This is a genomic window from Runella sp. (assembly GCF_027484545.1).
Taxonomy (GTDB): Bacteria; Bacteroidota; Bacteroidia; order Cytophagales; family Spirosomataceae; genus Runella.
This window is the reverse complement of sequence record NZ_JAIXST010000167.1, coordinates 1-13985: the sequence shown is the minus strand read 5'-3', so window position 1 is coordinate 13985 and position 13985 is coordinate 1. Positions and strand designations below refer to the sequence as shown.

Annotated in this window: 10 protein-coding genes; 1 reads left to right on the top strand and 9 read right to left on the bottom strand. The window is 44.7% G+C overall.

Annotated features, from left to right (window positions below):
* The first annotated feature begins 117 nt into the window (after positions 1-117).
* Positions 118-570, top strand: coding sequence for a Tn3 family transposase (locus Q0081_RS15845; protein ID WP_310586499.1), 453 nt, complete (start codon positions 118-120; stop codon positions 568-570).
* 422 nt (positions 571-992) lie between these two features.
* On the opposite strand, the gene Q0081_RS15840 is transcribed toward Q0081_RS15845, so the two are convergent.
* From Q0081_RS15840 to Q0081_RS15800, 9 genes are all read right to left on the bottom strand, one after another.
* Complete coding sequence (locus Q0081_RS15840) at positions 993-2093, bottom strand: endo-1,4-beta-xylanase (RefSeq protein WP_298355182.1); 1101 nt, start codon at positions 2091-2093, stop codon at positions 993-995.
* Positions 2094-2166: 73 nt separating this feature from the next.
* Positions 2167-2502, bottom strand: coding sequence for a hypothetical protein (locus Q0081_RS15835; protein ID WP_298355179.1), 336 nt, complete (start codon positions 2500-2502; stop codon positions 2167-2169).
* Positions 2503-2531: 29 nt separating this feature from the next.
* Positions 2532-4457 (bottom strand): alpha/beta hydrolase-fold protein, encoded by a 1926-nt coding sequence (locus Q0081_RS15830; RefSeq protein ID WP_409034069.1) that lies wholly within the window; start codon positions 4455-4457, stop codon positions 2532-2534.
* A gap of 26 nt (positions 4458-4483) precedes the next feature.
* Positions 4484-5596 (bottom strand): alpha/beta hydrolase-fold protein, encoded by a 1113-nt coding sequence (locus Q0081_RS15825; protein ID WP_298355184.1) that lies wholly within the window; start codon positions 5594-5596, stop codon positions 4484-4486.
* A gap of 34 nt (positions 5597-5630) precedes the next feature.
* Positions 5631-6794 carry an esterase gene (locus Q0081_RS15820; protein WP_298355178.1) on the bottom strand — a complete coding sequence of 388 codons (1164 nt, stop codon included), beginning with the start codon at positions 6792-6794 and terminating at the stop codon, positions 5631-5633.
* A 27-nt stretch (positions 6795-6821) separates the two neighbouring features.
* Positions 6822-7655 carry a sialate O-acetylesterase gene (locus tag Q0081_RS15815; RefSeq protein WP_298355177.1) on the bottom strand — a complete coding sequence of 278 codons (834 nt, stop codon included), beginning with the start codon at positions 7653-7655 and terminating at the stop codon, positions 6822-6824.
* Positions 7656-7784: 129 nt separating this feature from the next.
* Positions 7785-9359 carry a glycoside hydrolase 43 family protein gene (locus tag Q0081_RS15810; protein ID WP_298355175.1) on the bottom strand — a complete coding sequence of 525 codons (1575 nt, stop codon included), beginning with the start codon at positions 9357-9359 and terminating at the stop codon, positions 7785-7787.
* A 14-nt stretch (positions 9360-9373) separates the two neighbouring features.
* Complete coding sequence (locus tag Q0081_RS15805; RefSeq protein ID WP_298355172.1) at positions 9374-11050, bottom strand: glycoside hydrolase family 43 protein; 1677 nt, start codon at positions 11048-11050, stop codon at positions 9374-9376.
* Between the two features lie 37 nt (positions 11051-11087).
* Positions 11088-13562 carry a glycoside hydrolase family 95 protein gene (locus Q0081_RS15800; RefSeq protein ID WP_298355170.1) on the bottom strand — a complete coding sequence of 825 codons (2475 nt, stop codon included), beginning with the start codon at positions 13560-13562 and terminating at the stop codon, positions 11088-11090.
* Between the last annotated feature and the right edge of the window lie 423 nt (positions 13563-13985).

Genomic DNA, 13985 nt, shown 5'->3' with positions numbered 1-13985 from the left:
GTAAACAGGCTCAAAAATATCAAGCGTCAGATGTATGGAAGAGCGAGTTTTGAGTTGCTCCGCAAAAGAGTCATCCTGATGGGAAACCCCGACTTTCACCAAATGTGACGATGAACCATTTTCACAGGAATTTACAACAAAGCGCTCAAAGAACTTGGTAGGATTTATAAAACACTTTATATACTCCAGTATCTGGATCAGCCTGCTGTCCGAAAATCTGTCGAAAGGGTTTTGAGCAAAGTTGAGAACAGTAATAAGTTCGCTAAGGCAATTTCCCATGGTAATAATCAACAGCTGATCGGCGCTACATATCGGGAACAGCTTACAGCAGAAGGATGCAAAAGATTGATTGCCAATTCGATTAATTGTTGGAATCTGCTTCATTTATCGGAAACTCTGGCGGGATGTAAAAAGCCTTTGGACAGAGAGGCATTGTTAAAAAACATACTGGCCACATCCACCCACAGCTGGGAGCATATCAATATGCTTGGTGAGTATGATTTTTCAGAAATGGTAGATTTTCAACCCTTCAATCTCGATGATATCTTCAAAGATGGCGCTGAGATTTGAATACAGCTGATCTATACCCCACTAACTTTGCTACGCAAAACCCGCGGTACTTTTGGTTCTAACTTTTAATGTAACCCATAAAGCCGACTAAGCAGCGAATTGTTTTAATCGGATAGCATTATAACCGGGTCGCCCATGCGAACATCTTGAAGGCCAATTCAGAAAGATTTTCGGCAGTATTTCCAGTCTTATGAAATCATGAAAATCCCCGTTTAATGAAATGGATAAGCTATTCTTTACTTCTGAAAAAAGGTAAACAGTGGTTGTCAACTGTATTGATAATTGACAGAGATTATACAACCAGCACTATCATAATGAATTCACTGCCAAAACCTTCTGTACTTTCAGCCTTGAGCGTCCCCCCAGAGTAACAGTGGCAAACCCTACTTGACATTTTTCCTGATTTTCAATCCAGTCAAGGCTTACTTTTTCAACGCAATCACCTTATAAAAAGCCGGTTTAGGTTGGTTTTCACGGTCAAAAAGTAAAGGATAATTGGTTCTGCCTCTGACCGGCCACCCGTTTAACCAACTGTTTCCGTCGTTTACTCCCCAAAATGTGACCCGAGTTACTTTGTCTTTGTGTTTGAGAAATAACTTGAAAAGGGCTTCATAATCAGCAGCCAGTTGTTGTTGTACGTTGTCGGGCAGGCCTGCAGTGTAGGGGTTCAAATCAGGATTGCTGGCGACCCGTTGGTTGACATCGGCTCCCTGAAAATTACGGGGAAGTACTTCAATGTCCAATTCGGTAAACATCACTTTGAGCCCTAAAGCGGCGTACTGTAGGATGCTTTCTTCGATGTCTTTCAACGGAACTTTCCCCACATGCCAATGGCCTTGAATTCCTACGCCGTCGATGCGGGCACCTGAAGCCTGTATTTTCTTGATGAGACTGATGCAGCCTGCTCGTTTGGCCGGTTGCTCGTTGTTGTAGTCATTGTAGTACAATTCAACGTTGGGCGCGGCTTGTTGCGTTAACCGAAAGGCTTCGGCGAGGTAGCCTTCTCCGAGGTAATCCAGAAATACAGTTTTCCGTAATGTTCCGTCTTCGTTAAGTGCCTCATTGACAACATCCCACGAAAAAATATTGTCTTTGTAGCGACCAGCAACAGTTTGGATATGGTTGGTGAAAAACGTTTGAATGGAATCTTTGCTGTGAATACCGCGAATGAATGACGGCAACTGACTGTGCCAAATCAGGGTATGCCCGTTGATCTTGATGTTGTGTTTTTTGCCGAACTCAATGAGTTTATCAGGAACGACAAAATCGTAGGTATCCCATTTTGGATGAATTAGAGCTGACTTCATGACGTTTTCGGGGGTGGCCCTGTTAAACTGACGTACAATCATCTCCGTCATTTTGGGGTCACGCTCTTCGATTTGGCCGTTATTCAGCGCCGTTCCGATGCCAAAATCGTTTTTAAAAGTGTTTTTCAACGACGGAATTTCCTGCGAAAACGCTGCGAATGTTCCCATCATGAGCAGAGCCGCGCTTACAGCCTTGGCGTTTCTTTTCGAAATCATTGGATTATTAGGTTAATTATGAGTGAAGTACCATTTAATTGCTCAAAAAAGTCAATTAAATGGTACTTTTTCCTTACTGTTTAGCAAGCTTCATTTCGCCACGCTCATTTTTTAAAACTATTTCTTTTTCAGAAACTAACTCGCCTGTGTAGCTGATTTTACGGTCGCCAAGAGAAACACTAAACGAAATCTTTTTGTCATCAACAGTACCTTCCTCAATGGGAGACTCTCCTCTTTGAGTTTTCCAAATTCCTGTTAATTTTTTACCTTCTACCTTAAAGGTATAGTTTACTTCAAAGGTGCCGTTTGGGGTTTCACGGCTGCCTTTCCAGTTGCCATCAATTGGGCTTTGGGCAAATGCCGCTATGCCGACAATTGATAAGAATAAAGAAAAGAATAACGTTTTCATTGTGAAAATTGGGGGTTTTGGTTGAACATTTATTTAAAAAGTACTTGTGAAAACTCGAACAAATCATGACGCCAAACGGGCCACGAATGCCCGCCTGCGTATTCGCTGTATTGGAATTTGATGCCCATTTCGTCAAACTTTTTCATCATGATTTGACAATTGGCATGAGCAATGTCCTCTTTTCCTCCCATCGAAATCCAAAGATTTTTCAGGTTGCCGTTGATTGTTGACGTATTGTTTTTCATGAATTCATATTGAGGGTCAGAGAGTTTGGGGTTATTTGCCCACCAGCCCGAGCTGAACACACCCAACGACGAGAACATAGCAGTATTTTTAATACCTGCATACAGGGTTTGCAAACCTCCCATCGAAAGACCTGCTAAGGCTCGGTTTTTGGCATCGGTCTCTACCCGAAAATTGCTTTCTACGAATGGAATCGCGGCATTTTTGAGTTCGTTTTCAAAAGCCCTGAGTTGGGGTTCGCCAAAGCCTGCCACTCCGCCGCCATTGCCATAAAAATTACCATCGAGCATGGCAATAATCATGGGCTTAGCTTTTTGTTCGGCAATCAGATTATCCAAAATCAAATCAGTGCGACCTTGCGTAGCCCAGCCGCGTTGGTCTTCTCCACCGCCGTGCAGCAGGTACAAAACAGGATATTTCTCCGTCGATTTATCATAGCCTGGCGGCGTATAGACGTACATTTCTCGCCAGGTGTTGGTGGCTTTGGAGAAATACTTTTTGATGCGAATATCGCCGTGCTGAACGTCTTTCAACGCATAAAAACCGCCTTCCCTGTACGGAATTTCAATGCCGCTTGCCTGACGACCCATGCCGTAGAAAGTTTCACTGGCCGGGTCAACAACGGCTACGCCATCAATGAGTAACGAATAATAATGAAACCCTCTGCTGACAACTTCGGTGGTGACATTCCAGAAGCCGCTCGTGTCTTTGACCATATCGTATTTTTTACCCAAATCTACCTGAACTTTATGAGCATCAGGGGCTTTTACTTTGAAAATGACTCGGTTGTCGGGTAAAATTTGAGGGTATTTGGCATTGCGCACATTGGAAGAAGCGGGAGTACCCAACACCGTGTATTGCTCCAGCGAAGCAGTATCAACGGGTTTAAACAAGAATTGCGAAAATAGGTACAAACCGTTTTTCCAAACTTTAAAGTCATGTCCGCCCGCTTCCAAATAATAAATATGCGGAACGTCATTTTGGTACAGATAATCGTGGGTACGTTTACTGAATCCAATGAGTCCGTCCGCATCGCCGCACGAAATAAAGAGCAATTTCAATTTCTTCTTGGCAGCTTCTATATCCGGCACCAATTCCTGCGGCACTTTGGTATTGGGAGCCGAAGAAAATCCACCCACCCACGAGAATTTATCCAAATTTCCCAACCCAAAATTAAGCGACTGACCGCCACCCATCGAAAGACCTGCGATGGCACGGTTCTCTTTGTCGGTGAGCGTAGGGTATTTTTTTTCGATAAATGGAATGAGGTCGTTCAACAGGTCTTTTTCAAAAGTGGCAAAGGCCTGAACTTTGTCGGATGCCATGATATTGCCTGTGGCACGGTCGTCTTTCATGGCACGGCCATTGGGCATTACTACGATCATGGGTTGTATTTTGCCCTCGGCGTAAAGATTGTCCAAAATGTTTTGAGGGCTTGCTCCTTTGAACCATTCTTTTTCATCACCACCGATACCATGCAAAAGGTAAAACACAGGATATTTTTTCTTTTTGTCGAAACCGGGAGGCATGTAAACCAATGTTTTACGCATATTTCCCACCGTTTTGGAATCATACTGCACTGTATCAATTTTGCCTTTGGCAATGCCCACTTTTTCCTGTTCATAGCCCTTGGGCATTTCTTTTTCCATTTTTTGGGCGAAGGCGATAAAACTGCACAAAAGAAGGACCACAACTATTGAATTTTTCATCATTCTGAGGTTAAAAGGACTTTAAATGATTATTTAAAAAGTAAAGGAGCCATTGCGAGCAAACTCCGTCTCCACGTCAGAAATTCGTGACCTGTTTTGTCAGAAACGTAAGACACGGCGTTGAATCCGGCTTCTTTCAATTTGGTCGTCGCCTCCAGGATTCTTTCGGGTTTTTCTTTACTGCCCGCACTCAAAAAAATCAGCTTGACTTTCGATTTGTCTTTTATGTCTTCGGGAGCATACATGCCGCCGCTTAACAAACCATAATAGGCAAAAACCTCGGGTTTATTGAGGGTAATGGTTTTGGTTTCCATGCCGCCCATACTCAGACCCGCCATTGCTCTGTGCGATGGTTTGGCAATCGTTCTGAAATTGGCGTCAACGTAAGGAATAAGTTCGTCTATCAGAACGGTTTGGAAAGGTTCGATTTTAAAGTCTTTTATTCTACCCCATTTCACTTCGTTGGTCATGCCATAGGTATTTACAATAATAAACGGCTTGATTTTTCCTTCGGCAATCAAATTATCCATGATCAAATTGGCGTGGCCTTGGTTCATCCAAGCGGTTTCGTCTTCGCCCCAACCGTGTTGCAGGTAAAGTACTGGATACTTTTCCTTGGTATTTTTTTCATACCCTGGTGGAGTATATACGAATGCTCTGCGTGAGGTATTGGTACTTGGCGATGGAAAAAGCACCTCTTGAACATTACCGTGCGGTACGTTTTTAAGCGCGTAAAAATCTCGGTCGTGGGCCGGGATTTCAATACCGCTTTCCCAACGGGTAGAGCCGTAGAAGTTTAAAGTACCGGGGTCGTTAAATTTTCCACCGTCAATATTCACATTGTAATAGTGAAAACCTTCGTCCATCGGTCCTTCGGTGGTTCCCATCCATGTTCCATCATCGGCTTTTTTGAGTTTTGTGCCGCCTTTTCCGCCAAGTCCTAAACTTACTCTTACGCTATCAGCGGCAGGAGCCACTATTTTGAATCGTGCATACCCTTGCGAATTTACCATGGGGTATTCCTGTCCGGGCTGATTAAAGGTTGAAGGTTTGAAATCCTCGGTAATCGCCGATTGTTGAGCATAGCATAGCCCGACGGAAAGCAGCGAAGATAGAAGAGTTTGTAAAATTCGGGTTTTCATCATTGTTAGGGTTTAGTTGGCGGAGAAAATAGTTTTATTTGAACAAAACGGGTAAGGTTTCATTGAGGTACTTCTTCACATTCATCCACGTATGGCCACCGTCGGTGACGTAACTTTTGAAGTTTACCTTCTTGGTTTTCAGGTAGTCTTCAAACTCAACGGTGCCTTTATAAAGAAAATCGTCCCTTCCAATGCCCGACCAAAGTAGTTTGAAATCTTTGTTAGTTTTAATAGGGTTGGCGGTAATGCTCGTGAAGTTTTTGTCCATCTCGGCAGGGGCAATGTAGGAGGCATAACTGCACACGTACGCAAATTTATCTACGTTGTTGAACGCCGTACGGAGCGTTTGGCCACCCCCGCGAGAGAAACCCCCAATGGCACGGTTGTCGCGGTTGTTGATGGTACGATAGTTTTTTTCAATGTACGGAATGACTTGGGCAACAAGATCCGTCTCAAACAGTTTCATACGGCGAAGGGCATCTTCACCATCGCGGCTCATGACATCGGCCGGCTTGTCTTTGCCCGTTTGTTCGGCAATTTTGGCTAACGGGTTTCCGTAAGGCATTACCACAATCATGGGTTTGGTTGTACCCGCAGCAATCATGTTGTCGAGCATCAGGTTTACTTTCCCTACCTTCCAGAATGTTTCTTCAGTATCGGTTGTACCACTGATTAAGTAATAGACTGGGTACTTTTTCGCCGTTTCTTTGGTGTAACCCGCGGGAGTATAGATCACCACAGTTCCCGTTGAGCCTTCTACTGAGGGATAGTATTCGTAAGTAATCGAACCATGGGGTACGTTTTTAAGCGCATAAACAGCTGGTGCATCTGAGGGAATTTCGACCAAACTGGCCTTGAAACGTTCGTTTGGAAAGAACGCAACATTGGCAGGGTCCATCACCGTAATCCCATCCACTTTAAAACTATACGGATAAATGTCGGGTTTGATAGGACCCACTGTTACCGACCAAACCCCTTCTGCATCTTTGGTCATGGGCACGTCCGTTTGGCCAAATTGGCTTCCACCCAACAGCACCATTTTTGCATTAGGCGCTAAATATGAAAATGTGACGGTTTTGTCAGGATTTACCTTGGGTGAAATCACAAAGGGTGCTCGCGGGGGCTGGCTTTGAGAAAATAAAGGAAAAAGGAGCAGCAGCAACAGGCCGATTCGTTTAAAGAGTGTAAGGGTTTTCATCTGATTTGTTAAGAGTGTATTGATTTTCTATTTTAAGCTTTGAATCAAAACCTCTGCATACCGTTTTCCAAATTCCCGAATTCCTTCACTGCTGAAATGCAGTTTGTCAGGAACTGCGGGCAGACCTTTGGAAGAAACTACGATGGCTTTGGGAAGCACCTGCGGCAAGGTTGCAATGATAGCGTTCATGCTCGCACACTTACCGCCCTGGTCGGCATTGACCAATTCACCTGCCAGCAACGGAACAGAATTGGCGGGTAAGTTCAGGTCGGTCAGCAAATCGTCATAGATTTTCTTGACCTTCATCGGCCAACCTTTATCACCCGTATTGGACTCGCCCTGATGCAGCAAAATGCCTTTGATAACTCCTGCTTTTTGCGCTAAACGCGCCATTTCGACCAATCGTTCGTACGGATTCCCGCCGTATTGATTAGCCATATTAATCATCCACGGCCTTTCTTTGGCTGATGTATCGAGGTAAACTTTATAATCCTTTTTATCAAAAATCTCAATTTTACTTCCTGCCACGGCTACGTGAACAAAGCCTACTTTTACGTTTTGCGGCAGATTTGCCACCAACGTCCGTCCGAAATAATCAGCGGGTGAAAGGCGGGTATTGCAGCGACAAAGAGGTGGTTTGGCCATGTACCAATTGCCTTTCGTTCGTCCCAATTCAGGGCAATCCACAGCCGCAAGCAGTTGAAGTCGGTTATCCACAAGCGTATCCTGCGGCTCAATTTTAGCTGGCCCTTCCATATTTGACTGCCCGATGCAGAGATAAATATGGAAGTTAGGGTCTTGGGCTTGAGCGCTGAGGCTTCCAACGACCCAAACAATCAGAAAACTTAGTAAGTATTTCATTATGAAATGATTATAAACTTATAACTGTCTCTTTAAACCACAAAGAACTCAAAGAATGGCACGATGGGCACAAAACAACTTAGAGACCTTTGTGTATACTTAGCGAACATTGTGGTTAAGAATAGGTCATTATTTCTTTGAAATAGTATCCTCAATTCGGAAATAATCAAAATCGGCAAAACCGCCCACGGTTTGGGTAGCATAATTGAAAAGGCCGAAACGATAGCCCATAAAATGCGGAATGGTGTACGGCATTTTCAGTGGCTCACCGATTTTTGTCCAAACCTTCCCGTCAAGACTGTAAAAGAAATGCGCAATGTCGGCGCGGTTTCTGAAATTACACTCGGCTTTGAAATAGACAGTGCTTTGGGTAAGCAGAATTTTCTCAATCTCAACGGGTTTACCCGTATTGGCACTGAGCATGACAATTGATTTCTGACCCTTACTAACCTTAACCCCCACCAAGCCAAAATTCTTTTGTAACAATCCCAAACCTGCAAAATCACCTTCTTTCATATTAGATGCATCCAGTAAGGTCGAGCCCGTTGATTCGGGGCCAATAGTGCGCTGAGTCAAGGTGTTTCGAGCCAACACAAACGAGGTATCAACCCGCCCAGTTTTTAACCGTAAAAAGCTTTTTCTTTCGAAAATCGACCACAAGTTATTGTCAGGATTATGATTCCATTGCCAAACCAACGGCAAAGCGGCATCGCCTTTTTTACGGGTGAAATCATCGGAAGCAACGATGCCGGGAATGAGGGATTTGTTGGTCGGTAGATCAAGCGTTTCGGGGACTTTGCCGTTTTCGCCCAACACCGGCCAGCCGTCTTCCCATTTGACAGGAACTAAGTACGGGATACGCCCCACACCGCCAAAATCACGAAAGAGATAAGAAAACCATTTGCCATCGGGCGTATCAATCAAGCCCCCCTGCGCTACGCCCAAATCCTGCAAGGCTATTCTGCCTTCCCACGGCCCGGTGATTTTGTCGGCGCGGTGGATAATCACCGTCCGCATTCCACCACGAGGCCAACAAATATTGAAAAGGACGTATTTACCATCGTGCTTGAAAATTTGGGAGCCTTCTGCGCCCAACATGATGTTGTTTCCAGCGGGTAAACTTGCGTTTTCAATGACCACCGTTTCGGTTGTTCCTTCCCGTACGCCTGTGAGGTCGTCGTTTAGTTCAACCAATTTGAGTTTTCCCGCTCCGTAAATCAAATAGGCTTTGTCATTTCCGTCAAAAAACAATGTGTGGTCGTGATAGGCAGGCTTAAAGGTCGATACTTTCCAAGGTCCTTTTTCAATGTTTTTGGTGGTATAGATGTAGGTTTTGCCCGTGGTTTGGGCAAAGGTCGTTAGGTAGTAGGTACCCTTATGAAAGCGCAGGCTGCTTGCCCACGAACCTCGTCCGTACGTGCTTTTGCCGTTGGTTAAATTGAGTGCATCAACATTGGCCAAGGTGTCGTAGGCGTAGCCTACTAACTGCCAATTGACCAAATCATTTGATTTCATAATTGGCAAGCCCGGACTCATGTGCATGGTGGTACTGCTCATGTAGTACGTATTTCCTACACGAATCATGGATATGTCGGGCACATCGGCAAAAATGATGGGGTTGTGAGCTTGGTTGTCTTGGGCTTCTGATTCACCAACTAACACAAAAGCAACGAACAGTAAAAATCCGAAAATACTTTTTTTCATTAGGTACTTATTTATCACTTATACATTGAATCGTTGCCGCTGTATTTCAGGAATTTAAATGAGGCAGAATTCTCGGATTTTTCGCCAGATGAAGTAGCATACAGGCCATACACGCAACCAATAAAGCTATTGGCTGCCTTTGTACTGAGAAACTTACCGTCTATCTGATCTTTCAATACATTCCAGTTTTTTCCATCGTTCGAGTAATAGAAGCTATACAATGCACCTTCTGACTGTATTTTGAAATGTACCTTGGCAGCAGTGGAAGTTAAAGGCACTTCGGTAACCAACTCTGTTGTCTTGTCTTTGCTCTTGAAGAGTTGAACTACGTCTTTTCCGTCTTTTTTTGATTTGGCCACGAAGTAAAAATGACGTTCGTCCTGAAAAATCACCAAACCCGCTTTTTCATTATCCGTTTCTGGAGAAAAAATCACTTCAGTTTCGGCAGTGCTCGTTAAATGTTGTTGACGCTTACCTACAAACGAAGGGTTTCCGGTTTCTGAAATCGTTTCTGGTTTGAGTGTAAGCGTAAGTCCGTTTGCTTTGGAGGTTTTAAATGAACTGCTATCCACCGTTCTCAAAAAGAGCAGCGAAAGATCAAGCCCTTTATCAAACGTCATCGTATAAGCGAAGTTGCCGTTTTGCGGTAAAGCCCCTTTCTGCTTTACTTCTTTGATGTTGGTTTTGTAGTTGTATTCAATGGCTTTTTCGCCGTGTTCAATCATCGGCCAATCGTTAACCCACGTCAGTGGAGCAATAAACATTTCACGACCCGTGTTATAAAAATCACCTTCGTAGGGGCGTACCGCCAGAAAAATTGAATACCAATTACCATCGGGACCTTCGATAAATTGAGCGTGACCTGCGGAAGTAATGGGGTTGGGTCGGTCGGCGGGTAAGCCTCTTTGCGTCAGCACCGGATTGCCTTCAAACGGGACATAAGGGCCCCAAATATCTTTGCTGCGCAGTGCCACCTGTGAGTGATTGACGGAGGTTCCCCCTTCGGCGGCGTACAGGATGTACCAACCGTTACGTTTCAAAATATGCGGTCCTTCTATCCAAACGGGTTTTTTAGACAAATCTACACCGCCATTCACCAACTGTTTTTCTTCACCTACTACCTTCAGATTTTGACAATCAAACTCGTACATTCGAATGGTGCGGTGCCCCGAATACAACGGCTTACGGTCGGGAGCATCGCTGTTGTAAATGATGTAAGCTTTATCGGTTTCTTCATCAAAATAAATGGACGGGTCAATCCCTTTTACCTGCGGAATTTTCACCGGATTGCTATAGGGACCCGCAGGATTCTTGGACGTTACAACAAAATTTCCATCATGGTCAATATCCGTGCAGGTAACGTAGTACGTGCCTTTGTAATAACTGATGGCAGGGGCGAACAGCCCGCGTGTCATCCGCTCGCCCATAAATTCCATTTGTGACGGGCGGTTGATCACATTACCGATTTGCTTCCAGTTTTTCAGGTCACGGCTGTGCATGATTGGCAAACCAGGGAAATAGGAAAAAGTAGAATGTACGGAATAATAATCAGGCCCTACTTTGACAATGCTCGGGTCGGGGTAAAAACCCGTCAGGATAGGGTTTGGCAGCGTAACCGTTTGAGCTGAACTAAGGTGGCTTATTGCAAAACATAAAGCCGTCATTAACAAAAAGAGACTATTTTTAAACATTTTATGTGGCGGTTTAAATCAATTTTTACGGTTTATATTATTGAGCTACCAGCGAATATACTTTCCCAGCTTGGGTAGGCATATCGTACAGGAGCGTTTCTTTCAACGTGAGCGGAGTCAGGTTTGCTTTGGGAGAAATAATGGCCTTCGGTGTTTCTTCCACGGCATAAAACGGATTAGGATTTTGACCCGATGCTTTTTTTAATGTGCCTCCGTTACTCAATTTCAGGCCATTCGCAGCGCGAAGGCGAAGGTTACCGCCAAGGGTTGATTTAACTTCTACCTTGGTCAGCTTACCGTTTTTCCACTCCATATTCACTACCTCAAAACCACCGATGGCTCGCAATCCGCCGATGCGGCCTGTTTTCCATACATCCGGCAAGGCCGGCAATAAATGCACCGCCCCGTCGGCACTCTGCATAAGCATTTCGGTGATGCCCGACGTACAGACGAAGTTCCCGTCGATCTGAAAAGGAGGGTGCGCATCAAACAAATTATTGTAAGTTCCTCCTCCGTCTTTGGTGACACCCAGTGGCGTAAGTTGGTTTTGAATCAGGGTATAGGCATGATTTCCATCCTGCAAACGGGCCCACCAGTTGACTTTCCACCCCATGCTCCAGCCCGTGGAGACATCCCCGCGATGAATCAGCGTGGTACGGGAAGCATTGAAGAGTTCGGGTGTGCGATAGGCGGAAATTTGTACGGCAGGAAACAGCCCATACAAATGCGAAACGTGACGGTGATGATCGTTGGGGTCGTCTACGTCATCCAGCCATTCCTGCAATTGGCCGTGTTGCCCCACGTGCATTGGAGCCAAACGACCGCGTAATTTCCTAAGCGTGTCCACAAAAGCAGCATCTTTTTTCAGGATTCCGGCGGCCTTTATGGCCGTACTGAATGCGTCGAAAACGATTTGATTATCCATCGTTGTACCGGCATCCAGCGACGAACCCGCGTGGGCTTTCGGAGCGTTTTCGGGCGAGCTACCCGGGTTGATGACCAGCCAATGATACTTGGGATGTTCTACCAAAAAATCAGCATAAAATGCAGCGGCTCCTTTCAGAACTGGATAAATTTCAGACAAATAGGCTTTATCACCGCTGTACAGATAATGTTCCCAAAGGTGTTGGGCGGTCCAGCCGCCACCGCCTGTCCACATGCCCCAAAAGGCTCCGTCGATAGCGCCTGTTGTCCGCCAAATATCGGTATTATGGTGGGCCATCCAACCTTTTGCCCCGTACATAACCCGCGCTGTTTCCTGCCCAGTCTCTGAGAGTTCTTTCACCATTTTCAAGAACGGCTCGTGAAGTTCGGCCAGATTGGTTTTCTCAGCGGGCCAGTAGTTCATTTGCGCGTTGATGTTGATGGTGTATTTGCTATCCCAAGGTGGGTTCATTTTGTTATTCCAAATCCCCTGCAAATTGGCCGGTTGACTCGGTACGCCGTCGCGGCCGGGTTGTGAGGAGGAAATCAGTAAATACCGCCCGTACTGATAGTAAAGCGTAACTAAATGCGGGTCATTGGCCGCACGGAAGTTTTTAAGGCGCTCGTCGGTAGGGAGTTTCACCGCTTCTGTTGTTCCCAGATCAAATTGAACACGGTTGAAGTACTTTCGGTAAGCCATTATATGGGAGGGTAAAATAGTAGCAAAGGATTTCGGATAGGCTTTGTTCAGATACGCAGTTACCCGGGCGTTCTCGTCACCGCTGATGTCTTTGTAGTTATTAAAATTGGTGGCAATGGAAATATAAATGGTGGCGGTTGTGGCCTCTTTTACCGTAATGGAAGTGTCGTTGGCAGCAACCGTTCCGCCTTCGGTTTTGATCCGGGAAATGCCTTTGAAATTGACCATTCCCTTTACGCCTTCGTGGTCCGAAGTTGTTCCGGAAAGGGTGAGTTCGTTAGGGGCCATCGCGGTTATTGCTCTTTTTTTATGAAGCGTAGCGTAAGAAGCAATAAACGAAAGGCTTCCCGGCTTGCCGGCTGTCAGATGCATCACGATTACCCGGTCCAGAAAAGAGGCTAAAATCTCCCTTGTATATTTTACGCCGTTGACAGTATAAGTGGTTTTTGCAACGGCTCGTTCAATATCCAATTCCCGATAATAATCGGTGTAATTTTCGTGGTCTTCAAAGGTGAGGTGTAGATTCCCAACAGGTTGAAACATTTGTCCGTGCGATTTTTTAGTAATTATCGCTTTGTTGGCCAACCGTTCAGCGTCTTTTTGCTTCCCGTCAAAGATCAATTGGCGAATTTCGGGTAAGGCGGCCAATGCTTCTGGGTTATCGTTACGGTTAGGACTTCCCGACCAAACAGTATGTTCATTCAACTGAATCGTTTCTTTTTCCACATTCCCATACACCATGGCCCCCAGTCGCCCATTGCCGATGGGCAGGGCATTTTCCCAGGTTTTGCCGGAAGGCTTGTTGTACCAAAGTTTCAGGTTTTTAGTGTCCTGAGAGAAACCCAGGAATGAGACAATCAGTAAGCAAAAGGTAAAAAACGATTTCATTAATGACAGGTTATTATGAATACAGGGATAGAAATCAAAAAAAGTAAAATGTGTAAGTATGACACATTTATAAGTATAAAAAAAATAGTGATGGTATCACTACCGCTTTTATTCATTTAGACTGTATTGATTTTAAAATTTTGTTTATTGGATTGGGACGACCAAAAATAATTATAAATAACCTTAAAAAGAAAAAAAATTATATTTATTTCATAAATTATACAACTACTTATTATAAAATCGGCAGTGCGCGCAATGTAATGCTATAACAAAAAAATAGACAACGGGGGCAAATGCCTAACTTGGGTGTAGGACAAGTTTGTCATGCTGCCATTTTTATTTGACTGACTAATTTGCCCCACTCATCATTTTTTAACGCAATTCTTAGATTGACTACTTGTTGAACACCTTTTAGCGTCCACC